Annotated in this window: 25 protein-coding genes and 1 riboswitch; of the genes, 16 read left to right on the plus strand and 9 right to left on the minus strand. The window is 47.5% G+C overall.

Annotated features, from left to right (window positions below; translation table 11 throughout):
• The first annotated feature begins 44 nt into the window (after positions 1-44).
• Positions 45-150, plus strand: a riboswitch (SAM riboswitch).
• A gap of 71 nt (positions 151-221) precedes the next feature.
• The gene (locus BpJC4_RS03890; RefSeq protein ID WP_151680963.1) at positions 222-1,247 is read left to right on the plus strand and encodes an LLM class flavin-dependent oxidoreductase; all 1,026 of its coding nucleotides are present in this window, start codon (positions 222-224) and stop codon (positions 1,245-1,247) included.
• Between the two features lie 29 nt (positions 1,248-1,276).
• Positions 1,277-2,224, plus strand: a complete 948-nt coding sequence (locus BpJC4_RS03895) for an ATP-grasp domain-containing protein (RefSeq protein WP_151697557.1) — start codon at positions 1,277-1,279, stop codon at positions 2,222-2,224.
• A 154-nt stretch (positions 2,225-2,378) separates the two neighbouring features.
• Here the strand turns inward: BpJC4_RS03895 and BpJC4_RS03900 are convergent, their stop codons facing one another.
• Positions 2,379-3,392, minus strand: coding sequence for a DUF1646 family protein (locus BpJC4_RS03900; protein WP_151697558.1), 1,014 nt, complete (start codon positions 3,390-3,392; stop codon positions 2,379-2,381).
• 216 nt (positions 3,393-3,608) lie between these two features.
• On the opposite strand from BpJC4_RS03900, the gene asnB reads away from it, so the two are divergent.
• On the plus strand, positions 3,609-5,456 hold the full coding sequence (gene asnB / locus BpJC4_RS03905; protein WP_151680966.1) for an asparagine synthase (glutamine-hydrolyzing): 1,848 nt from the start codon (positions 3,609-3,611) through the stop codon (positions 5,454-5,456).
• Between the two features lie 30 nt (positions 5,457-5,486).
• Here the strand turns inward: asnB and BpJC4_RS03910 are convergent, their stop codons facing one another.
• A complete protein-coding gene (locus BpJC4_RS03910; RefSeq protein WP_151680967.1) occupies positions 5,487-6,368 on the minus strand; it encodes a LysR family transcriptional regulator in 882 nt (293 codons plus the stop codon).
• Between the two features lie 103 nt (positions 6,369-6,471).
• On the opposite strand from BpJC4_RS03910, the gene BpJC4_RS03915 reads away from it, so the two are divergent.
• The 4 genes from BpJC4_RS03915 (at position 6,472) to ybaK (ending at position 8,323) form a co-directional block, all read left to right on the plus strand.
• A complete protein-coding gene (locus tag BpJC4_RS03915) occupies positions 6,472-6,849 on the plus strand; it encodes a CidA/LrgA family holin-like protein (RefSeq protein WP_151680968.1) in 378 nt (125 codons plus the stop codon).
• A complete protein-coding gene (locus BpJC4_RS03920) occupies positions 6,839-7,522 on the plus strand; it encodes an LrgB family protein (protein WP_151697559.1) in 684 nt (227 codons plus the stop codon). Before BpJC4_RS03915 ends, BpJC4_RS03920 begins: the two co-directional genes overlap by 11 nt.
• Positions 7,523-7,588: 66 nt before the next feature.
• Positions 7,589-7,735: a hypothetical protein gene (locus BpJC4_RS16035; protein ID WP_172967449.1), complete on the plus strand. Its 147-nt coding sequence runs from the start codon at positions 7,589-7,591 to the stop codon at positions 7,733-7,735.
• Between the two features lie 108 nt (positions 7,736-7,843).
• On the plus strand, positions 7,844-8,323 hold the full coding sequence (gene ybaK, locus BpJC4_RS03925; protein ID WP_151697560.1) for a Cys-tRNA(Pro) deacylase: 480 nt from the start codon (positions 7,844-7,846) through the stop codon (positions 8,321-8,323).
• Between the two features lie 38 nt (positions 8,324-8,361).
• Here the strand turns inward: ybaK and BpJC4_RS03930 are convergent, their stop codons facing one another.
• On the minus strand, positions 8,362-8,805 hold the full coding sequence (locus BpJC4_RS03930) for a DUF2231 domain-containing protein (protein ID WP_151680971.1): 444 nt from the start codon (positions 8,803-8,805) through the stop codon (positions 8,362-8,364).
• 173 nt (positions 8,806-8,978) lie between these two features.
• Between BpJC4_RS03930 and BpJC4_RS03935 the strand changes: the two genes are divergently transcribed.
• Genes BpJC4_RS03935 through BpJC4_RS03945 form a run of 3 tightly spaced genes read left to right on the plus strand, consistent with a single transcriptional unit; the run spans position 8,979 to position 11,090 of the window.
• Entirely contained in the window at positions 8,979-9,659 is a 681-nt protein-coding gene (locus tag BpJC4_RS03935; protein WP_151680972.1) for a response regulator transcription factor, read from the plus strand.
• The gene (locus BpJC4_RS03940) at positions 9,640-10,911 is read left to right on the plus strand and encodes a sensor histidine kinase (RefSeq protein ID WP_253718593.1); all 1,272 of its coding nucleotides are present in this window, start codon (positions 9,640-9,642) and stop codon (positions 10,909-10,911) included. The genes BpJC4_RS03935 and BpJC4_RS03940 overlap by 20 nt, the downstream gene beginning before the upstream one ends.
• Positions 10,908-11,090: an SE1832 family protein gene (locus tag BpJC4_RS03945; RefSeq protein WP_151680973.1), complete on the plus strand. Its 183-nt coding sequence runs from the start codon at positions 10,908-10,910 to the stop codon at positions 11,088-11,090. Before BpJC4_RS03940 ends, BpJC4_RS03945 begins: the two co-directional genes overlap by 4 nt.
• Before the next feature lie 56 nt (positions 11,091-11,146).
• Here the strand turns inward: BpJC4_RS03945 and BpJC4_RS03950 are convergent, their stop codons facing one another.
• Positions 11,147-12,016, minus strand: coding sequence for an alpha/beta fold hydrolase (locus BpJC4_RS03950; protein ID WP_151680974.1), 870 nt, complete (start codon positions 12,014-12,016; stop codon positions 11,147-11,149).
• Positions 12,017-12,268: 252 nt separating this feature from the next.
• Between BpJC4_RS03950 and BpJC4_RS03955 the strand changes: the two genes are divergently transcribed.
• From BpJC4_RS03955 to BpJC4_RS03965, 3 genes are all read left to right on the plus strand, one after another.
• Positions 12,269-13,117: a MurR/RpiR family transcriptional regulator gene (locus tag BpJC4_RS03955; RefSeq protein WP_151680975.1), complete on the plus strand. Its 849-nt coding sequence runs from the start codon at positions 12,269-12,271 to the stop codon at positions 13,115-13,117.
• Positions 13,118-13,273: 156 nt separating this feature from the next.
• Positions 13,274-14,512 (plus strand): alkaline phosphatase, encoded by a 1,239-nt coding sequence (locus tag BpJC4_RS03960; RefSeq protein WP_151680992.1) that lies wholly within the window; start codon positions 13,274-13,276, stop codon positions 14,510-14,512.
• Positions 14,513-14,658: 146 nt separating this feature from the next.
• Positions 14,659-15,525 (plus strand): Cof-type HAD-IIB family hydrolase, encoded by an 867-nt coding sequence (locus tag BpJC4_RS03965; RefSeq protein WP_151680976.1) that lies wholly within the window; start codon positions 14,659-14,661, stop codon positions 15,523-15,525.
• 73 nt (positions 15,526-15,598) lie between these two features.
• Here the strand turns inward: BpJC4_RS03965 and bshB2 are convergent, their stop codons facing one another.
• The 3 genes from bshB2 to pdxK all read right to left on the minus strand — a co-directional run bounded on the left by bshB2 (position 15,599) and on the right by pdxK (position 17,590).
• Positions 15,599-16,282, minus strand: coding sequence for a bacillithiol biosynthesis deacetylase BshB2 (gene bshB2 / locus BpJC4_RS03970; RefSeq protein ID WP_151680977.1), 684 nt, complete (start codon positions 16,280-16,282; stop codon positions 15,599-15,601).
• A gap of 13 nt (positions 16,283-16,295) precedes the next feature.
• Entirely contained in the window at positions 16,296-16,643 is a 348-nt protein-coding gene (locus BpJC4_RS03975) for a YojF family protein (RefSeq protein ID WP_151680978.1), read from the minus strand.
• A 128-nt stretch (positions 16,644-16,771) separates the two neighbouring features.
• Positions 16,772-17,590 (minus strand): pyridoxine/pyridoxal/pyridoxamine kinase, encoded by an 819-nt coding sequence (gene pdxK, locus BpJC4_RS03980; RefSeq protein ID WP_151680979.1) that lies wholly within the window; start codon positions 17,588-17,590, stop codon positions 16,772-16,774.
• A 628-nt stretch (positions 17,591-18,218) separates the two neighbouring features.
• Here pdxK and BpJC4_RS03990 point away from each other — a divergent pair.
• The 3 genes from BpJC4_RS03990 (at position 18,219) to BpJC4_RS04000 (ending at position 19,739) form a co-directional block, all read left to right on the plus strand.
• A complete protein-coding gene (locus tag BpJC4_RS03990) occupies positions 18,219-18,905 on the plus strand; it encodes a uracil-DNA glycosylase (protein ID WP_151680980.1) in 687 nt (228 codons plus the stop codon).
• 156 nt (positions 18,906-19,061) lie between these two features.
• Positions 19,062-19,310, plus strand: coding sequence for a YwdI family protein (locus tag BpJC4_RS03995; RefSeq protein ID WP_151697561.1), 249 nt, complete (start codon positions 19,062-19,064; stop codon positions 19,308-19,310).
• A 57-nt stretch (positions 19,311-19,367) separates the two neighbouring features.
• Positions 19,368-19,739: a DUF423 domain-containing protein gene (locus tag BpJC4_RS04000; RefSeq protein ID WP_151680982.1), complete on the plus strand. Its 372-nt coding sequence runs from the start codon at positions 19,368-19,370 to the stop codon at positions 19,737-19,739.
• A gap of 88 nt (positions 19,740-19,827) precedes the next feature.
• Here BpJC4_RS04000 and gerQ read toward each other — a convergent pair whose 3' ends face one another.
• The gene (gene gerQ / locus BpJC4_RS04005) at positions 19,828-20,283 is read right to left on the minus strand and encodes a spore coat protein GerQ (protein ID WP_151680983.1); all 456 of its coding nucleotides are present in this window, start codon (positions 20,281-20,283) and stop codon (positions 19,828-19,830) included.
• 159 nt (positions 20,284-20,442) lie between these two features.
• On the minus strand, positions 20,443-21,198 hold the full coding sequence (gene hemQ, locus BpJC4_RS04010) for a hydrogen peroxide-dependent heme synthase (RefSeq protein ID WP_151680984.1): 756 nt from the start codon (positions 21,196-21,198) through the stop codon (positions 20,443-20,445).
• Between the last annotated feature and the right edge of the window lie 108 nt (positions 21,199-21,306).

Below are 21,306 nucleotides of genomic sequence, written 5' to 3' on the forward strand. Positions count from 1 at the left end.
ACAAATTCAAAGTTTTGTAGTATGATTAATATGACAATTGAAAATTCTTATCAAGAGTGGCGGAGGGAATGGCCCAATGAAGCCCGGCAACCGCAGATGTCTATCTGAAAGGTGCTAATTCCAGCAGGATTGATTCCTGAAAGATAAGAGGCGTTTGATTGAAAACTTCTTCTTATCGGGGAAGTTTTTTTTCATACATACACAAAGGAGAGGAACAACAGATGAAATACGGCTTTTGGCTGCCGATTTTTGGCGGATGGCTGCGGAATGTTGAGGATGAAAACATGCTGCCGACGTTTGATTACGCGAAAACAGTGACCCAGTCTGCTGAAAAATGGGGATATGACACGACTTTAATCGCAGAACTCTACTTAAATGACATAAAGGGACCTGAAAGCGATTCGCTCGAAGCATGGTCGACGGCTGCTGCACTCGCAGCTGTTACGGAAAAAATCGAAATTATGGCAGCAGTCCGCCCCGGTTTCCACAATCCGGCCGTTACCGCAAAAATGGCGGCAAACATTGACCGCATCAGCAACGGCCGCTTTACCTTAAATGTTGTTTCAGCATGGTGGGAAGGCGAAGCGAAGCAGTACGGCGGCATTTTCACCGCCCATGATGAGCGCTATGACATGACGGAAGAATTTGTGGATGTGCTGAAAGGAATGTGGACAGAAGAGACGTTTTCGTATGACGGCCGTTTTTACAAAATTGAAAATGCGCATCTTGCGCCAAAACCGGTGCAAAAGCCGTATCCGCGTCTTTATGCGGGTGGGGAAAGCGAGCGTGGCAAGCAGGCAATTGTGAACGGTTGTGATGCTTACGTGATGCACGGCGGCACGGTGGAAGAACTGCGCGCCAAAATTGCGGACATGAAAAAGCGACGTGAAGCGGCAGGCAAAAAACCGTTTGAATCGTTCGGCATGGCGGCTTATGTGATTTGCCGCGATACGGAAGAAGAAGCGCAGGCGGAACTGGCCCGGATTACGGATGTAAAGGAAACGAGCGGGTATGCCGGCTACAAAGATTTTGTCAGCAAATCGCAACTTGAGCAGCAAGTAAAATTGTATGATTATTCCGTCTCCAACCGCGGGTTGCGGCCGAATTTAATTGGCACGCCCGAGCAGATTGCTTCCCGCATCAAGGAATTTGAAGATGCCGGTGTTGATTTGCTGTTGTTGCAGTTTTCCCCGCAACTGGAAGAGATGGAACGTTTTTCAAAACAAGTCATGCCGTTATTGGAATAAACAAAAACTGGAAAATAGGAGGAAACTGCGTGGCTAAGATTTATGTTTTGCATGAAAATCAGGAATGGACGGACCATTTGGTAAAGAGGTTCGAAGAATTGGGCCTGTCTTATGAGCTTTGGTTCTTGGATGAAGGGACGGTGGATCTGACTTCGGAGCCGCCGGAAGGGATTTTTTTCAGCCGGATGAGCGCTTCCTCACACACGAGGGAACATACCTATGCCCCTGAACTGACATCGGCCGTTTTGGCTTGGCTCGAGCGACACGGGCGCCGGGTCATCAACGGTAGCAGCGCGCTCCGGCTTGAAGTGAGCAAAGTGAACCAGTATATGGAACTGGAGAAATACGGGATCCGCACGCCGAAAACGATTGCCGCGGTCGGAAAGAAACAAATGATCAAAGCCGCAGAAAAACTTGGGGCCTCTGCTTTTATCACGAAACATAACCGCGCGGGCAAAGGACTCGGCGTCCAGCTTTTTCATTCGGTTGATGCGCTCAAGGAGTATGTTGAAAGTGATGTGTTTGAAGAACCGCGGGACGGCGTGACACTTGTGCAGGAATACATTGAATCACCGGAGCATTACATTACCCGCTGCGAATTCATCGGCGGAAAATTTGTGTACGCGGTCCGGGTGGATACGTCGGGAGGTTTTGAACTCTGCCCTGCCGATGCCTGCCAAATCGGCGGCCTGTTCTGCCCTGCCGGCGAGGAAACGGAACAAAAACCGAAGTTCCAAATTATTGACGATTTTAACGAGCCGATTATTCAAAAATACGAAGAACTACTGCGCGGCAACGGGATCAAGGTTGCGGGCATTGAGTTTATCCGCAATGCGGACGGCGAAATTTTTACGTACGACATCAATACGAATACAAATTATAATTCCGATGCCGAAGCGGCTGCGGGAAAATACGGCATGCTTGAATTGGCCAAGTTTTTGCGGGCGGAACTGGAAAATGTTTATGTGCAAAACTAAAAGAAAGGTCCCCCGAAAACTGGGCACATGGCTTTTGGGGAACCCTTTGTGTCTATAAAGGATTCAATGTAGTTTTAAAATTGGTGTATTGTTTTTCCTTAGTCGGTTGAAGGACAAAACTAACGATGCCGTCCCATAAATTGTCCTTCATACCTTACACCAACAAAATCACTACAAAATAAACCGCCATGGCAACAAGGCCGATCGGGAGCCCGAATCTGGCCCATTCCCGGCTTGTGATCCGCAGTTTTCCGGCGGAGATGATATTCGGGATATTGCCCGGCACGAGCATCCCGCCGCTGATCAGCAGTCCGAGTAAAATGGCCTGGACGGTTCTATTCGCCATTTTCGAACTGATCTCGGCAGCTGCCAATGTTGCATTGTCGAGCACAGCCGAAATCATATTGATCCAGTACAAAATAAACGGGCTTGAATCAAGCAGGAAACGGTTGATGAGCGGTTCAAACCCCGCCCCGAGCAGCGTCAGCCCCATGACAAACAAGTAAATTTTCACCGTCCGCAAAACGATATCCACATACGATTCACGGTTGTGCGCACTTTGAAGCCCCAATTCCGAGCTTTCCGGTTTAATCACCACCGCAGCCAAGATGCCGAAAATTAAAATAGCTGAAATCACTTCCGGCCCGATCAGGCGGATTAGATAAAAAAAGTCCTCGTTTAACTTGCTGATCGCAAGGGTCGAAAGTGGCTCGCCAATCGGGGTAAGCGCGGCGCCGAGCCCGATGGAAAAGCAGGAATACACCACCAGCTGTGTTTCCGATTTCCGGTCGAGCCGCAGGACGCTGACGATGACCACTAAAATCAAAGCAGAAATAATGGCGGTCACCACACTTGAAAGCAGGCCTAAAATGATCACAATCAGTGCAGCCAAAAGCGAAAACGGCATTACACGGTTAATGGCGGAAATGATTTTTTCAAGTGGCTTTTCCAGCCAGCGGAACAATAAGCCGGCAATGAACACCGCAATTGTAATTTTAACGGGATCCTCCAAAGCTTTTATGATCAGCGGCTTGTCCAGCACACCGCCGGCAATGGCCGCGACCCATCCCATAATAAATAAAAAAACTTCCAAATTGCGCTCGACAAGCGGCGCGAAAAAAGGCAAAAACAATACGAGCACCAATATGACGATTAATGCGGCAATCATCAGCTCATCCCTTTCTATAACCCAAAACATATGTTAATTGTACCATAAAAAATTTGGGCACGATTTTGCCCCATTCCATGTTCCATCATAGGACAACTCACATTCCGGGGTATTTGCCTATATACTAATACAGCCGAAAAGAAAAAATTGCACGGTATAGCGGCTTATAAGCATCAATGCCGCAAAACCGGAGAAATTCAGGAAGGGTGAGCCGGAATGTGCGGAATAACCGGATGGGTCGATTTTCAAAAAGATTTGCGGAGTGAAATCGAAACGGTAAAAAAAATGACGGAAACATTAAGCAAACGGGGTCCGGATGACACCAATATATGGCTTTCACCGCATGCGGCATTCGGCCATAAGCGGCTTGTCGTCGTTGATCCTTTATGCGGCGTCCAGCCGATGACGCGCCAAAAGGGCGGAAACACGTATACGATTTGTTATAACGGCGAATTGTATAATACGGAAGATTTGCGTGCGGAGCTTTTGAAAAAAGGTTACACCTACCGGGGGCATTCTGATACGGAAGTACTTTTGACTGCTTATATCGAATGGGGAGAAGCATGTGTTGAACGCCTGAACGGGATTTTTGCCTTTACAGTCTGGGACAGGAACAAAGAACAATTATTTGCCGCGCGCGACCGCCTCGGAGTAAAGCCGTTCTTTTATAAAGAACATGAAAGCGGCTTTTTGTTTGGCTCGGAATTAAAAGCGATGCTCGCACATCCGAACGTCAAAGCAGAAGTTGACTACGCAGGGCTCGCTGAAGTTTGGGGGCTCGGGCCATCCCGGACGCCGGGGACGGGTGTTTTCCGCGGCATGGAAGAACTGCGCCCGGCCCATGCGCTTACTTTCTCCAGGGACGGGTTGAAAGTTTGGCGTTATTGGAATGTGAAAAGCGCGCCGCATACGGATACGGTGGAAGAAACGGCTGAAAACATCCGCGCGCTTATTCAGGATGCTGTTGTCAGGCAACTGGTTTCAGATGTCCCCGTTTGCACGTTCCTGTCGGGCGGCGTCGATTCGAGCGCCATTACCGCTATTAGTGCCAATCATTTTAAACAAGAGGGAAAGGGCAGGCTGCACACTTTTTCCATCGATTATGAAGAAAATGAGCGCTATTTTAAGGTGAGCGATTTCCAGCCGAATGCCGACGGGCTGTGGATCCGGAAAATGTCGGAAGCGTTTGATACGGTTCACCACAATTGCGTGATCAGGCAGGAAGACCTTGCCGAGTACTTAAAAGAAGCCGTCATTGTCCGCGATGTGCCGGGGATGGCGGATGTGGACTCCTCGCTTCTCTGGTTCTGCCGCGAAATCAAAAAAGATTTTACCGTCAGCCTTTCCGGTGAGTGCGCGGATGAGATTTTCGGCGGCTACCCGTGGTTCCGGCGTGAAGATGATTTGAACCGTGAAGGCTTCCCGTGGATGCGGTCTTTGGATGAGCGCGTCAGCCTGTTAAAAGAAGGCTGGCAGGAAAAATTGCAATTGAAAGATTATGTGATGTCAAAATACGAAGCATCTGTTGCGGAAACCCCGCTCCTGAACGGGGAAACGCCGCTGGAGGCAAAGCGCCGGAAGCTGTTTTACATCAATATGCTTTGGTTTATGACGACGCTCCTTGACCGGAAAGACCGGATGAGCATGGGGGCAAGCCTTGAGGTGCGCGTGCCGTTTGCCGACCACCGGATTGTCGAATATGTATGGAATATTCCTTGGGACATGAAAATGTACGGCGGCAGGGAAAAAGGCATTTTGCGGAAAGCGTTGGAGGGCATTTTGCCGGAAGAAATTTTATACCGGAAAAAAAGCCCGTACCCGAAAACGCACCACCCGGCTTACACGGCGGCGGTAAAACAATGGCTCAGTGAAATTTTGGAGAAGAAGGATTCCATTTTGTATGAGTTTCTGCTCCGCGATCAATTAATGGAATTGGTGAACACAAACGGGGAAGCGTTCCAGACGCCGTGGTTCGGCCAGCTCATGACCGGCCCACAGCTGCTTGCGTATCTTGCCCAGATCCATTACTGGTTTGAGGCATACAGGATTGATATCAAACCATAACCGGCCCTGTCAGCCGGTTTTTCTGCATCATCAGCCGAATAAAGTTTTTGTAAACCGGATCCATTCTTTTACAGCAAAAGAAAGGTATTGGTGCTTCGGCCAAATGATCGCCAAATTCCATGGAATGACCGGGTCGACCAAGCTGATGATTTTTACGCGTTCCGGGTTGAATGCATGGCAGATTGTATTCGGCAGCAGGGCAATCCCAAGGTTGGATGCAACGAGTTCACAGATCAGGTCCCACTGGGTGCTTTCGTAAATGATTTTCGGCATAAACCCGAGTTTCAGGCATTCCTGGATAATCTGGTCATGCAGGGCAAAATCTTTATGGAAAAAAATGAACTCCTCATCTTTTAACTGCGCAAGCCCTACACGGTTCTGGTCCGCAAGCGGATGGGACGGGTGCACAAGAAGAACAAGCTGGTCATGGACAAAAGAAAAATAGCTGAGCAATTCATGATTGACCGGCATGACGACGGCGCCAAGATCCAATGTACCGTTCTCGACATCATGGATTACTTTTCTTGTGACATCCTCCACAAGCTGGATTTTGATGTTCGGGTATGTATGGTGGAACTCATCAATCACCCGGGGAAAATAGCGCGATCCGATCATCGGCGGGAGCCCGATCCGGATCGTGCCTTTTTTCAGGTTGGCGACATCATTGATTTCTTCCGTCAGCTGCCGGAAAGCTTTTAATGTTTTTTGCGCCTGATAAAAAACAGCTCGTCCGGTATCGGTCAAAACGACTTTTTTCCCTGAGCGGTCAAACAGCTGGACCCCGAGTTCATCTTCAATGCTTTTAATCATTTTGCTGATCGTAGGCTGCGACACATAAAGTTCCTGGGCGGCCTTTGTGAAGCTGCCGTGGATGGCAACGGAAACAAAGTACTGCAGATGCTGGATGTCCAACTTTATCCCTCCCTGTGATAGATAAAATGCATGCTCAGCATACTATATATTCATTTTACCTATAAATGTTTGCGCGGTAAACTGGTTTTAGAAGGTGAAAATATTGAAAAAGATTGGGATAGGCATTTTGCAGGTTGCAGGACTTTATTTGTTCGCTGAGGTCATGGGCTTTGCGGCAAAGCTTCTGCACATTCCGCTGCCGGGAAGCATGCTTGCGATGATTGCACTCTTTCTCCTTTTGCAATTCGGTATTGTCAAAATGAGTTGGATCGAAATCGGGGTAAATTTTTTATTGGCGGAGCTGCTGCTTTTTTTTATTCCGTCCGCTGTCGGGATGATCAAGTATAAAAGCCTGCTTTTGAAAAACGGCCCGGAAATCATCATTGTGATCATCATCAGTTTGGTCACCGCCATGGCCTGTTCAGGGTGGATCGCGGATAAAATTGCTAACCGGAGGAGCGTGAAGATGCGTGGCCATTAAAGTAGTATGCCTGATGTTTACTGTTGTAAGCTATTGGGTTTTTAAGAAACTGTATGCGAAATACAAAAAAGTGTTTATGTCCCCGCTGCTCGTGACGCCAGTTTTATTAAGCGCGTTTTTGCTCGGAGAAAATATTCCGTACAAAGATTACCAAAAAGGCACAGCGGTTTTGACGGATCTGCTGCAGCCGGCCATTGTTGCATTTGCCGTGCCGCTCTACCGCAACTTCAACGTTATCCGGAAAAATGCGGCGGAAATTTTGATCGGGATTGCGGCCGGCTGGATGATGGCGATTTTTGTTTCGTCCAGTATCGCAGCGCTTTTTCATTTTAATAAAAGCCTTGTGCACAGCTTAATTCCGTTTACGATCACAACGCCGATTGCAATGGGGGTTTCTGAAAAAATCGGCGGCGTACCGTCCGTTACGGCCGTTTTCGTGATCATTAACGCGATCATCGGTTCAACCGTTGCGCCGTGGATCATTAAGAGCCTTCGCATCAAGAATGAAATTGCCCATGGCGTCCTGCTTGGAACGCATGCGAACGGAATAGGCACCTCAAAAGCGTTTGAATTAAGTTCTAAATCCGGCGCGATCTCAAGCGTCAGCATGATTATCGTCGCTGCTATCTCCATTTTTGCCACGCCGTGGATGGTTTCCCACATCATTCATTAACCGTCTCTGCATATTCCTTTCTTTTTAACAGCAAAATATAGCTGTAAATAGGAAAGGAGCATGCAGATGGGAAGGCAAAAATACGGCAACCAGAATGCCGAAAGAAATAAAAATGCGAAACTCGGTAATGAAATCGCGGAAGAACTGGTGGAGTTTTCAACCGGCAGCCGTGGTGATATGAACCAAAAAAAGAAAAAGGGAGTACGTAAATAGATGTGATCCGACTGACCTGCCTGTGCGGGTCGGCTTTTTGCTTTTTATGGAAAATTCCATCCAAAACCGTTACACTTTTATTAGAAGCGTTTTAAAGGATGTGGTCAAATGGCGAAAATCGCGAAAACGAATGCAATGCGGCTGCTGGATGCCCAAAATATTCCATATGGCATGCTGTCGTATGAGGCAAAGGACGGGAAGATAGACGGCGTTTCCGTTGCGGAGAAAATCGGGAAGCCGCTTGAAAAAGTATTTAAAACATTGGTCACGCAGGGGCACAGCCGGAACCTTTATGTGTTTGTCATCCCGGTTGCAGCGGAACTCGATTTGAAAAAAGCGGCCAAAGCGGCCGGCGAGAAAAAGATCGAAATGATCCATGTAAAAGATATTCAAAAATATACCGGTTATATCCGCGGCGGCTGTTCACCCATCGGCATGAAAAAAAACTATCCGACATTCGTGGATGAAAGTGCCGCTCCACTTGACGAAATCATTGTGAGTGCAGGCAGAATAGGGACACAAATCGTTCTGTCCCCGCATCATCTCTTAAAAGCCGCAAATGCAAAATTAGCCGCTTTAACGCATTAAGGTGAGTTCCCTTTTTGCGCCAAAGCGGCCGGCCGCAATTATTTTGCTGAAGTCTGTGCAGATGTTTTCGCCGGGCTGTTATAGACCATCTTGCCGCCGTAATGGCCGGTCAAAGTTAAAGTTGTGGTGCCGGCTGTGCACAGAACAATGATGAGCGGCATCATCCATTTAAACGGTTTAAAGTACATAAGCAGTTTTAAAAATAAGATTGCCCCGAAAATGATCATCGTGATCAAGGCATAATGTTCATGCGTTTCGACCATTGAACGTGTGGCTTGTCCCCATTTTTCCCGTGCATCCGGGATGGCGGAATCCCCTGTCATATAACTTACAATTCCCATCACAAAACCGCTGCCAAATAAGTACAGCGCCATTTTATTAAAAAAATCTTTTTTCCAGAGCGCAATAAATTGGAAGATTACCCCGAATATCAGTAGGGCAATTGGAAAGTGCACCAACAGCGGGTGGATTGGTGTATTCATCATGTCCATTCCTTTCTTTTTTACTTCAAGCTTAGTATAGCGGCTGTATCTGAAATGAATCTGAAAAATCACCGGCAAATTGAATTTACTTCACATCATTTGTTTTGCGTCCATGGTATGATAAAAATGTGAATGTTTTTACCTCCTTATCAAACACCTGTGAGGGGATAAGCGTGAAAATTTTACTGGCAGAAGATGACAAGAGATTCGGTAATCTGCTTTGCCATATGCTGGAGAAAGAAAAACACCAGGTAGCTTGGGAACAGGACGGCGTGCGCGCTTACGATGAGGCGTTATTTGTGCCTTATGACATGCTTATACTGGACTGGATGATGCCCAGGCTGGACGGGCTAGAAATCTGCCGGAAGCTGAGGGAACAAGGTTTTCAGGGCGGCATTATCATGGTTACGGCGAGGGATGCTGTGAACGATGTTGTGGCGGGCCTTCGGGCGGGGGCGGATGATTATATTGTTAAACCGTTTGCGTTTGAGGAGCTGCTGGCAAGGATTTATGCACTGCAGCGGAGAGAATGGAAAACTTATAAAGAGACGTTGTCATGCGGATACTTGACGCTGCATTTGGAATCCAAACAGGCCGAAGCACACGGTGAAATGATCCCATTGACGAGAAAAGAATATCAGCTTTGCGAGTACTTAATGAGGAATAAAAATCTCGTGGTTCCGCGCGAAAAAATAGTGGAGCAAATTTGGGGCCCGGAAGAGGATGTTTCCGATAATGCGCTCGATGCGCTCGTTAAGCTTTTGAGAAAGAAAATCGACAGGAAAGGGGATAGTTCCTTGATTGAAACAGTACGGGGTATCGGGTATAGGATGAATGATGGTCGCCATGTTTAAGCCGATCCGCAGAAATTTAACGATACTGTATATCCTTACATTTTTCCTGTTTCTAGTATTTATATTGGTGATTATGTATTTTACCGTCCAAAAAGTGGCGGAAAGGGAACAAATGAAAGAAATCAGCCAGTATATGAAACAGGAAAAAGCCATCAGCAAAGCCGGCCTGGCGCGTTTGAAGGAAAATGCATCCGGAAGTAAAGTGCAGGAAGCCGGCCACCCTTATTTTTATTATATTTTAAAACCGGGCGGCAAGCTGCTTGAAGGGGAGGAATTGATCCCGGGGCTGCATTCGGAAATGAGGAAACTGGCAGCGGAGGGCAATCTCCGTTCTGGTTACCATGAAATTGAATATAATGAGCGCAACGCCATGTATCATGTTGAAGCGGTACATGCGGAAACTTCCGGAACCGTGTATGTTGTGTTTGGGATTGAGACGACAGGCGCACATCATGTGATGCAAAAGCTTCTCGTGTTGTTTCTGCTCCTCTCGGCCGTTTTTACGGCAATCCTGGCGCTCTTAAGTTATTTTCTCGCCGGAAAAGCCATTGTCCCGATCCATGTGGCTTTAGAGAAACAGCGAAAATTCGTTTCGGATGCTTCCCATGAACTCCGGACGCCGATCAGCGTGTTTTACAGTTCGATCGAGTTGCTGGAAAAAGAAGAGGGGGAACATTTAAGCACGTTTGGAAAAGAAGTCGTGGCCGATTTAAAAACGGAAGCAAAATTAATGGCAGAGATGCTGGAAGATTTGCTGTTTTTAGCAAGAAGCGACCAGGAAGTCCAGCAGTACCGTTTTGAAGAGGTGCAGTTGTATGATTTGTGTGCCTCCATTGCACGGCGATTTCAAGCCGGGCTGCCGAAAAATATCCTGCTCATCAATAATTTGCTGGAACGCCCTGTTGTTTGGGGGGATCCGACAAGGTTGCAGGAGCTCATTTATATTTTTCTTGAGAATGCCAAGCAGTACACGGAAAATGGGTTTATAAAACTGTCATTGTACCGGAAGGACAATTTTGCCGTCATTGAAATTGAAGACAGCGGAAGCGGCATTGATGAGCATGACTTGCCCCATATTTTCGAACGGTTTTACCGCGGCGATAAAGCAAGGGTACGGGACGGGACCGGGCTCGGTTTGTCGATCGCCGAGGCCATTACCGAAAAGCACCGCGGCAGGATTGAAGTCAAAAGCAAAGTGGGGGAAGGCACTGTTTTTAAGGTCTTTATTCCATTAAAGGGGGAAGAAACATGAATAAACGGGATGTGGAGTACCAAATTGCCGATTTAAAAGCGGATTATGTCCGTTTACAGCATGATCTTGAAAAGCTGGAGTATGTAAAAGGGAACCTCCATCCGCTTGAAAAACAGCTGGCCGACATTGAACAGGAGCTCCGGAAATTGTACGAAAAGTTTGACCAGTTTGATGAATAGGGAACGCAAAAAGCGGCGGATACTGCCTGTTGCTGTGCCCGCCGCTTTAAAAAGTCTTATTTCTCTTTCCAGAGGAAGTTCCCAACCATATGGTCCACCTTTTTGTTTTCATGTAGGCGGCTGTGCTGCGCATTTTTGCCGTAAACAATTTTGGAAGTGTACCGGCCGGCCGGAACAATTGATTTGCCGCCGAGCGCGCTGTCAAGGGAAACAAGCGTGTCCCCGGAAGCCGGATTTTTTACCACACCTGCAATCGCAAGGACTTCGATCTTTCCGCCGAACCGGTTTTTATTGGCAAAAAGAGCTTTCAACGCGTTTGAGCCCGGAAGCAGATCGCGGGCGGCGGCGCCGGTATTGTTTGGATTTTGCTTAAACCTTTGGACAAGGACGCCGTGATATGGGCTGCCGATCGTCACCAGTTTGCGGATCACCGGATAGTTTGGCTGATGGGACGTTTCCTCAATATATTTTGTACAAATCAAACCGCCCATCGAATGCCCGACAAGATATGCCTCTTTCACATCGTATTTGGTGTAAAGAATATGCATGACTTTTTCAAGCCATTCCGCTGTTTGCCGGAAGCTGGACCGGTTTTGCGACAAAATCACCTGGATCATCGGATGCCGGTCTTGCTTTGATACTTGCCCATTGGCAACGATCAGCCCGTCTGCGGTCACATGAATGACCATTGCTTTTTCAGCCACCCCGCTTTCCTCTAAACGGTTGAGCATGCCGCCCAGCGAATTGGCTGTACCCTTATAGCCATGCACGAAAACGGTCGGAATCGGATCGGCTGCAGGGCGGGCTGCAGCGGCATTTCCTTTTGCTGTAAGGTGGTTCTGGAAAAACCATACGGCGGACAGGCTCATGGCGAGGAAAAAGCAAATGCTGATAAGGATCGCATGCCGATGTTGTGAATAAGGCATCTTAACACTCCTTGATGAAATACCTGATGTGAAATTCCTGCGAAATGATGTTTATTTTACCATATAAAACGGCCGCTGTGAATAGAAGAACACGCAAATCCGACTGATTTATGTGGCATGGCGTTGACGGCTTGCCGCAACCATTCTATGATTAAAGAAAACGCTGCACTGGGGCTGGAATAACTGTAATGGAGGGGAATCCGTCCCCAGTATACCTGTTTTTACTATGATGGTTGTAATGGAGGAAAATGTGTGGATTCATTATTGGATAGAATTCAGAAGGAGCTGCATCATTTGACCTGTGCCGAAAAGAAAGTCGGCGCTTATATTGTGCAACATCCGGAAATGGTTCCGAATATGACCACCAAAGATTTGTCGGAAAAAACCGGGGTAAGCGAGTCGACTGTTGTGAGATTTTGCAAATCCATTGGTGTGGCAAGCTTTAAGGCGTTTAAACTGGAACTCGTGAAGAACTTAACGTTGTCGGAAATCAATATGACCGATTTTTCCATTTTACAGCAAAAAGATTCCCCGTATGATTTATTCCAGAAAGTTACTTACGGCAATAAAAAAGCCATTGAATCGTGCATTTCGACACTTGACAGGAGGGAGCTGGAAAAAGCCGCGGATGTAATGGAGAAGGCGGGAAAAGTGGTGTTTTGTGGCGTCGGTGGGTCCGTGACGGCCGCAGTGGATGCCCATTATAAATTTTCCAGGATGGGTTACCATACGATATTTTCACAAGATTTCCATTATTTGCTATCCATCATTCCATATTTAAATGAAAAGGATGTGCTTGTTGCGATCAGCATTTCCGGCAGAACAAAAGATGTGCTGGAATTGTCCGGTTTTGCAAAAAGGAAAGGGGCAAAAATCATTGCGATTACGAATATGGAAAAATCCCCCCTCTATAAAGAAGCCGATATTAAGCTGTGCACGCCGGTCGCTGAGCAGGATTTCCGGATTGGGACGACTTCTTCCAGAATGGCGCAGCTGAATATTATAGATGCCCTTTATTTAAGTGTTTTTCAGCGGAGGGGCGAAAAAATTCTGGAATACTATTATGAAGCGAGAAACGAATATATCAAACTGCGCAGGTGAACATTGCTTTGTAAACCTAATATTTATATTTCTTTTACAATTCCAACATACTTCCTTTAAACTCTTTTTTTACAATCATTCGTGTAATGAGAAATCAAGGGAAGGGGAGGAAGCGAGTTGGAAAAGGGCAAAAGAAACGGTTTGGTGAAAGCGGCAATGGCATTGACGACTATTGCGGCATTGGGGGTGTCCGGCATCGCAAGTGCAAAATCTTATCAGCCTTCACAACACATGCACACCCCATCGCACGAAAAGGCGAAAAGCGTCATCCTGTTTGTCGGGGACGGCATGGGGGCCGTGCAGCGGGATGCCATCCGGCTGGCAACGGTCGGCTTAAACGGGGACCTTGAAATGAATAAAATGCCGTATGCGGGGATTGTACATACAAGCTCAACGTCAACTGTGACCGATTCGGCAGCCGCCGCAACAGCCATGGCATCGGGTGTCAAAACGTATAACGGGGCCATCGGGATGGATGCCAATAAAGTAAGCAAAAAGACAGTTTTGGAAGAAGCGGAAGAAGCCGGCAAGTCAACCGGCCTTGTAACGACCAGCCAGATTACGGACGCAACGCCGGCAGCATTCGGCGCCCATGTTGCAAACCGCTCCGAGCAGAGCAAAATCGCGAAGCAGTATTTGGAAAACAGCAAGGTGGACGTCCTGCTTGGGGGCGGGGAAGATTACTGGTATCCTGCCGGCAATGCAGGCGCATACGAAGACCATCCGGCAAAAGATCCGTCAGAGGCAAGTAAGGGGACGGAAGGTAATCTAGTGGAGGAAGCAAAAAAACGCGGCTACCAATATGTAATGAACGCTTCCGGGCTGCAAAAAGCAAACGGGAATAAGCTTTTGGGCCTGTTTGCCAATGAAGAAATGTTTGAGCAGCGCCCTGAAGGGGACGGCGACCAGTATGACCCGGTTGTTTCGCTTCCAACGATGGTCGAAAAAGCGATCGGCACACTGTCGAAAAATAAAAAAGGTTTCTTTCTGATGGTGGAAGAAGAAGCGATCGATGAAATGGCCCATGAAAACAACGCAACCCAGCTGATCAAAGCGGGGCAGCAATTGGATAACGCGGTAGATGTGGCAAAAGATTACGCGAAAAAACACCCTGACACTTTAGTGCTTGTGCTGGCCGACCATGATTGCGGCGGGATGGCGATTGAGGGCGTAGATAACAGCGATGAATCCGGTGACGGCATTTCAAAAGAAGATGGCCCGTTCCAGGTAGCCGGTTCCGACCAGCAATTTATGGTGGACTGGACAACATCCGGCCATACGGCAGCCGACATTCCTTTGACGGCTATGGGCCGCGGGGCTTCCTTGTTTGAAGGGACCTATGAGAATACGTATATCCATGATGCTTTGTTAAAAGCAATGGGTTTGGGAAAATAAATTCTAAAAAAATGTGCCGGGCCGTGCAAGTTTTGAAGGCCCGGTTTCCGTTTTCGGACATGCCCGCCGTTACTGCGCCCAAAAAATCTGATATAATAAAGGCAAGTTTTGCTTGAGGACTGGTGCTATTGGAGGGGGAAGGCAGCATGATCGAATGCATCGCATCCGATATGGATGGAACGTTGTTAAATTCTAAACAGGAAGTCAGCCCGGCAAATGCCGAAGCGATCAAACTGGCGCAAAAAAAGGGCATCCATTTTGTCGTTACGACCGGGCGTTCTTATGAAGAAGCAAGGCTGGTGCTGGATCCGGCCGGCATTGATTGTACAGTGATCGGATTAAACGGGGCGGAAGTAAGGGATGAGGAAGGAAGACTGCTCAAAACAAGTGTCCTCAATCCAAAAACGGCTGCCCGGATTGCAACCGTATTCGACAATCTCGGCATTTATTATGAATTTTTTACAAATGAAGGCACTTTTACCGAAGATTACGAGGAAAACATGGATATGCTTGTCGATCTGTTCCATTCCGCCAATCCGGAAGTGCCGGTCGAAGAAGTGCGCGCCCATATCCAACAGCGCGGCATTCGGCGCTACATCCATAATAAGGGCGAAACAAGGGATATTTTCCACAACCCGTCCATTCTCTTTTATAAAATCTTGGCGTTTAATGAAGACGAACACCGGCTGCGGAAAATCGGAAAAAGCCTGGAAAAGGACTTCCCGGATATTAAAGTCACTTCGTCGGGTTTCCGGAATATAGAAGTGAACCATGTTTCAGCCCAAAAAGGAATTGCGTTGGAGGAGTATGTGAAAAAACACGGGCTGTCCATGAAAAAAACAATGGCGATCGGCGATAATTTAAATGATATCTCGATGCTAGAACGGGTCGGATATCCTTTTGCAATGGGAAATGCCGAAAAAGAAGTGCTGGAACTTTGCCGCTACCGGACGGAAAGGAATGATGACGACGGCGTGGCAAAGGCCATATACAGGGTGCTCGAGATGCCGTGAATTTCGCGACCATCAGAGCAACAAAAACCCCGCCGGGAAAAATGAATTTCTCAACGGGGTTTTTTATTGACCTTTATTCGACCCGGTCATTGTCCCAGTCATACGTCCAAAAGTGTTCGTAATGGAGCCAGCGGAGCGTTTCCGGGTCTTTTCGTTTCAGTTTTTCTTCCCGTTCCCTCATCATCCAGCCGGTTTGGGAGAGGTGGGCTTTCATGGCTCCAAGTTTTTGCTCGGATGCACCGCTTACATCATTGACGATATCCGGTTTTCCGATTTCTGCCTCATGGTTTTTCGAAAATGCGACGCAGTGGAGTTTCGGGCGTTTTTCGTCCGGGATCTGCCTGAGTGCGCGGACAACGGCCCTTCCTGTTGCTTCATGGTCGGGATGGACGGAGTAGCCGGGATAGAATGTAATCACAAGTGATGGATTCAATTCATTGACGAGGTTCAGCACCATTTTTACCATTTTCTCATCATCTTCAAATTCCACCGTTTTATCGCGCAGCCCCATCATGCGTAAGTCCTTGATCCCCATGATTTCCGCCGCTTTTTGCAATTCTTTTTTGCGGATATGCGGGAGCGATTCTCTTGTGGCAAAAGGGGGGTACCCAAGGTTTCTCGCCATTTCCCCGAGCGTCAGGCAGGCATACGTGACCGGCGTGCCGTTTTTGACATGGGTTGCAATCGTTCCAGAAACGCCGAATGCCTCGTCATCCGGGTGTGGGAAAATCACCAGAACATGGCGCTCTTTTTCCATTTCTTTCATCTCCTTATTCAAAAGGTGTTTTGCTCAATTCAAGTGCAACCGCAAGTTTTCCGTCATAACCATGGCCGGCAAACAGCAGGCGGCCGAACTCGTCTTTTTCAAAATGCGTCAAGCCTTCAGCGTAGACCCAGCCGATTTTCATTTTCAATCCGATCCGGTAAGGGCCATCTCCGGCAATTTTTCCGTGTTCGTATGAAATTTGCGCATTGCGGATGTAGGCGCCGGCGGAAAAAAAAGACTCATTGACATGGGAGGCATAGGCGCCGTTTGTCGTTTCCAAATGGATATACAGCGGCTGATTGGCAAATTCATTGAGCCATTTTTGTGCTTCATGCGTACGTATCGGTTCCATCGTCTTCCTCCTTTTTTCTGTCCGCCAATCGTTTCTTTTCAATTATAGCAAATCGGCGGGACGTCCGGTCAAAATAAAAACCGGCTCCTCCGTGAAGATTTTTGCCGGAGGGGCCGGTTATTAGAGGTTTATGCATTGGAATGCGAAAAACGGGTGTACGCGCCGTGCATGACAGGGCCGACATATTCGTTCAGCTTAAAGCCGTGCTCGATTGCCATGTGGACGAATTCTTTCGCCACTTTTACAGCACCCGGAACAGTATTGCCTTTTGCCAATTCAGCCGTAATGGCCGCGGCAAACGTGCAGCCTGCGCCATGGTTGTAAGTCGTGTCCACTTTCGGCGATTCAAGGATTTCGAAATCTTTTCCGTCATAGAACAAATCGACGGCATTTTCCGTATCAAGCCCTTTTCCGCCTTTAATGACAACATTTTTTGCGCCCAGTTCATGGATTTTTACCGCTGCTTCTTTCATATCGTCAACGGTTTTAATCGGGCCCGTTTTTGCCAACTGCCAGGCCTCGAACAAGTTCGGGGTTGTGATCGTTGCACGTGGCAAAAGCAATTCGCGTATCGCTTCCGTATTTTCCGGCTGCAGAACCTCGTCTTCGCCTTTACAAACCATGACAGGGTCAATGACCACTTTTTCCAAATGGTATTCATCTATTTTACGGGCTGCCAGTTCAATAATGTCTACAGAACCGAGCATGCCGGTTTTCATTGCGTCAATTCCGACAGAAAGGATCGTTTCGAGCTGCGGTTCGACAATTTTCACATCGATTGGGAACACATTATGGTGCCATCCGTTTTTCGGATCCATCGTGACGATGGAAGTAATGGCGGACATGCCGTAAACGCCCAGTTCCTGGAATGTTTTTAAATCCGCCTGAAGCCCGGCACCACCGCTGGAATCAGAACCGGCGAGCGTAAAAGTTTTCTTTAAACCCATCACGCACCCATCTCCTTTTTTCAATATAGCTTCACACTATTTTAGGATATAATACTGCCCGGAAAAAAACAAATATGGGGGACGGGGGGATGAATAGGTAAAAAATGTGCCTGCTGCTAAACTTCAGCCGGCCTGCGCTGGTTAACAGAAGGCGCCCGATATCTCCCGGGTCTTCGTTTTTGTCCGCAGCAATGACGGCAACGGGACCTGGCCCAATCCTTTTTCGTACTGTTCCATATCCGTCAGCCCGGGCACCTGCATTTTCGATCTTAATTTATCGCCGCGCTGCGGAATACATTTCCGGCCATATCGATGACGCCTTGCTCCCCCATGCCGGCCGATCCGGTTTCTGTTACATCTGCCAAATCTTTCGACCCGTTTTGTCGTGCGCGAAAATATAAAGATGATCTTTCGAAAATCCTTCATTTTCAAACTTGGTCACAACATACTTCCAAGCCGTTATCAACCACTTCCACTTTATACATGAACAGCCCCCTTTTATCAGGCTGTTGCAAGACTTTGTGTACTATATATCCGCTTCCGGGTGTCCCTAAACAAAAAAGTTTTTCGTCCGCCCACGGGGGAAACTGGTAGAATAATAGTATGGAAAGAAAGGGGCTGTTAACGAGTGAAAGCTATTTTGAAAAATGACTGGGGCCCGCTTTTAAACGAAGAGTTCCAAAAACCGTATTATTTAAAATTGAGGGAATTCCTGAAAAAAGAATATGCGACAAAGCGGATCCATCCGGATATGTATGATATTTACAACGCGTTCCATTATACGCCTTACCGCGATGTCAAAGTCGTACTGCTCGGGCAGGACCCGTATCACGGCCCGAACCAGGCGCACGGGCTCAGTTTTTCCGTCAAGCCGGGCGTGGATATCCCGCCATCGCTCCAGAATATTTTTAAAGAACTGCATGATGATTTAGGGTGTCCGATCCCGAACCATGGCTGTCTTGTCAGCTGGGCGAAGCAGGGCGTCATGCTGCTAAACACAGTGCTGACAGTGCGGGAAGGGCAGGCCCACTCACATCAGGGAATGGGCTGGGAAATCTTTACGGATGAAGTTATTAAAAAAATCAATGCAAAGGAAAAACCGGTTATTTTTCTTTTATGGGGCAGGCCGGCACAAAGCAAAAAAGCTTTAATCGACACGAACAAACATTATGTTTTGACCGCTGCCCATCCGAGCCCATTGTCCGCAAACCGCGGTTTTTTCGGGAGCCGCCATTTTTCAAAAGTAAACCGGATTTTGCGGGATTTAGGGGAAAAAGAAATCCAATGGCAGCTGCCGGAACAGGAAAAGGCATAAAATACGCCGCTCCGATCAAAACCGACAATGTTTCACGTGGAACATTGTCGGTTTTTTGAAATGTTTGTACGTACGGATATATCAGATCATCAACATTGTTCGATATTATTGCCTTTGCTACAATAATCCTAAAGAAAATGCGATTGAGGTGCGGAAATGGCTATCACAACGAAAACGCTTTTAGCAAAAATCGAGCAGGAACTGGCAAAGGCAAAACAGGGGGAGTCGACGAAGAAAATCAGGGAGCATGTCTATGCAATAAAAGCGTTGTGCGAAATTCTTCTGGAAAGCGGGGAGGAGGAAAAGGCCATTTCTTCTTCCGTATCCATGCCTCAAACAGTGCTGAAGACGGAGCCGCTGAAAATGGAAGATGGTGCAAATGGCGACTCTATTTTTGATTTTTAGCAGGCCGTTCCGATAGAATAAGAATAAAAGATTATATATGAGCGGGAGTGCGTGAAGATGAAAATATTTGTTTTGCTCGGCGCCATCAATGCGTTTTTGTCCGTAGCATTAGGGGCATTCGGCGCCCACGGGCTTCAGGGCAGAATGGAGCAGAAATATTTGGACATTTGGGAAACCGGCGTGCGCTATGAGATGTACCATGCGCTAGGTTTAATGGCAATCGGTATTTTGTCGGGTATGATCAAATCATCGGCATTGCTGAACTGGTCCGGATGGCTGATGTTTATCGGTATTGTCCTTTTCTCCGGCAGCCTGTATGTTTTATGTTTAACGAAAATCAATGTACTCGGTGCAATTACACCGATCGGGGGCATCGCGTTCCTCGCCGCTTGGGTACTGCTCGGGACGGCAGCGGTGAAATGGATGTAAAAGAAAGAGGCTGCCCGTAAACAAGAAAACCCGCCGGAATAACATCATTTTTCCGGCGGGTTTTCCGAGTTATGGAATTTTTGTAAAGTTATCCCCGTGGCGGATAGGTGGCCAATTGCTGGCCTGCCTGCGGTGTCCCGAAAGGATATTCGTACTCGATTTCCTCAGAGAATGTAATGTAATCGACATACACCATCGGAATTAAATAACGTTGTCCGGTTTGCGGATCGCTGAGGATGACATGGTCGCGCCCGGCCGCTTCGATAATCCCGTTGAATACTTTTGCGTTCCATTCGCGGTTGTTTTCAAAAGTGGCGTACAGCGTGATCATTTTTCCTTTATTCAGCCGCAAAATATTTTCAATATAAGACTGTTCGAGCGGCAGCTGTCCAGGCAAATTTTGCGTAGGCGAAATTTGGGTTTGCGGCCCCATCGGAACTTGGTACTGCGGAAAATAAGTCCCGTAGTAAGGCTGGGTGGACTGCCGGTAGTAATAGTAATAAGGATACCCGTAAACAGGCGGTGTGTAATTCCCGTTTTCCAATTGATTTCCCCCTCCATTTTTACATATCTGAAGCCTGAACGCGGCTCCTGCCGTGCTTTCGCGCGGCAGTATAAGTAGGGCCCTCACTACATTCATGTGTATGCCGCCGGAAAACGGGATATGCTAAAAAATCCTTCCAGCATTCTGGAAGGATTTTGGTTACCCGATATGTAACAATGATTTTAATTTCTCTTCATCAAGCAGGCTTCCGACATAGAAAGAGCCGAATTCGCCATATCTGGCGCTTGCTTCATCAAAACGCATTTCGTAGACGATTTTTTTGAACTGCAGGGCATCATCGGATAATAAAGTGACACCCCATTCATAGTCGTCAAGCCCTGTAGAGCCGAGAATATACTGTTTCACTTTTCCGGCGTATTTGCGCCCGATCATGCCGTGGCTTTTCATCAATTCACGGCGTTTTTCCATCGGCAGCATATACCAGTTGTCATCGCCTTGGCGCCGTTTATCCATCGGGTAGAAGCAGAAATATTTGGATTTTGGCAGGGTCGGATACAGGCGCTCTCTGACCTGCGGATTTTCATATGCGTTTTCATCCGCCTTGCCGCCGCGCACATAGTTGCTTAACTCGACAACGGCGACATAAGAGTAAGCCGGGATGGTATAGTCAGCAATTTTTAATTTATTAAAGGCCGTTTCAATTTTCTCAAGGTCTTCTAAAGCCGGCCGCAGCGTCCATAAGACAAAATCGGCTTTTTGGCCTGTGATCGTGTATAAAGCATAAGCTCCTTCATGTTCGTTTTGAATGGCTTCTAATTTTTTAAGGAACTGCTGGAACTCTTCAATTGCAGCTTCCCTTTCCGCGCCCGGCAGTGCCCTCCAGCCCGCCCAGTCGATAGAACGAAAATTATGCAACGAGTACCAGCCATCCAATGTTTCTGCTGCTTCGCTCATCTTTTTCCCTCCAAGCTTTTTTTCTTACCTTACTATAACATAGGTTGGATAAAGGAACAAATAATACGCGCTGTGTGAAATGTTCAGAACAATTTCATCTTTTGCCTT

The organism is Weizmannia acidilactici (assembly GCF_008974185.1).
Lineage (GTDB): Bacteria > Bacillota > Bacilli > Bacillales > Bacillaceae_C > Weizmannia > Weizmannia acidilactici.

What these genes read in the sequence shown, in the direction of transcription:
- BpJC4_RS03995 (WP_151697561.1), top strand. Translation starts at nt 19,062, where the DNA reads ATGGCTATCACAACGAAAACGCTTTTAGCAAAAATCGAGCAGGAACTG.
- hemQ (WP_151680984.1), bottom strand. Translation starts at nt 21,198, where the DNA reads ATGAGCGAAGCAGCAGAAACATTGGATGGCTGGTACTCGTTGCATAAT.
- asnB (WP_151680966.1), top strand. Translation starts at nt 3,609, where the DNA reads ATGTGCGGAATAACCGGATGGGTCGATTTTCAAAAAGATTTGCGGAGT.
- BpJC4_RS03930 (WP_151680971.1), bottom strand. Translation starts at nt 8,805, where the DNA reads ATGAATACACCAATCCACCCGCTGTTGGTGCACTTTCCAATTGCCCTA.
- BpJC4_RS03945 (WP_151680973.1), top strand. Translation starts at nt 10,908, where the DNA reads ATGAATAAACGGGATGTGGAGTACCAAATTGCCGATTTAAAAGCGGAT.
- BpJC4_RS03900 (WP_151697558.1), bottom strand. Translation starts at nt 3,392, where the DNA reads ATGATTGCCGCATTAATCGTCATATTGGTGCTCGTATTGTTTTTGCCT.
- BpJC4_RS04000 (WP_151680982.1), top strand. Translation starts at nt 19,368, where the DNA reads ATGAAAATATTTGTTTTGCTCGGCGCCATCAATGCGTTTTTGTCCGTA.
- BpJC4_RS03940 (WP_253718593.1), top strand. Translation starts at nt 9,640, where the DNA reads ATGATGGTCGCCATGTTTAAGCCGATCCGCAGAAATTTAACGATACTG.
- BpJC4_RS03965 (WP_151680976.1), top strand. Translation starts at nt 14,659, where the DNA reads ATGATCGAATGCATCGCATCCGATATGGATGGAACGTTGTTAAATTCT.
- bshB2 (WP_151680977.1), bottom strand. Translation starts at nt 16,282, where the DNA reads ATGGAAAAAGAGCGCCATGTTCTGGTGATTTTCCCACACCCGGATGAC.
- ybaK (WP_151697560.1), top strand. Translation starts at nt 7,844, where the DNA reads ATGGCGAAAATCGCGAAAACGAATGCAATGCGGCTGCTGGATGCCCAA.
- BpJC4_RS03975 (WP_151680978.1), bottom strand. Translation starts at nt 16,643, where the DNA reads ATGGAACCGATACGTACGCATGAAGCACAAAAATGGCTCAATGAATTT.
- BpJC4_RS03960 (WP_151680992.1), top strand. Translation starts at nt 13,274, where the DNA reads ATGGCATTGACGACTATTGCGGCATTGGGGGTGTCCGGCATCGCAAGT.
- pdxK (WP_151680979.1), bottom strand. Translation starts at nt 17,590, where the DNA reads ATGGGTTTAAAGAAAACTTTTACGCTCGCCGGTTCTGATTCCAGCGGT.
- BpJC4_RS16035 (WP_172967449.1), top strand. Translation starts at nt 7,589, where the DNA reads ATGGGAAGGCAAAAATACGGCAACCAGAATGCCGAAAGAAATAAAAAT.
- BpJC4_RS03890 (WP_151680963.1), top strand. Translation starts at nt 222, where the DNA reads ATGAAATACGGCTTTTGGCTGCCGATTTTTGGCGGATGGCTGCGGAAT.
- BpJC4_RS03950 (WP_151680974.1), bottom strand. Translation starts at nt 12,016, where the DNA reads ATGCCTTATTCACAACATCGGCATGCGATCCTTATCAGCATTTGCTTT.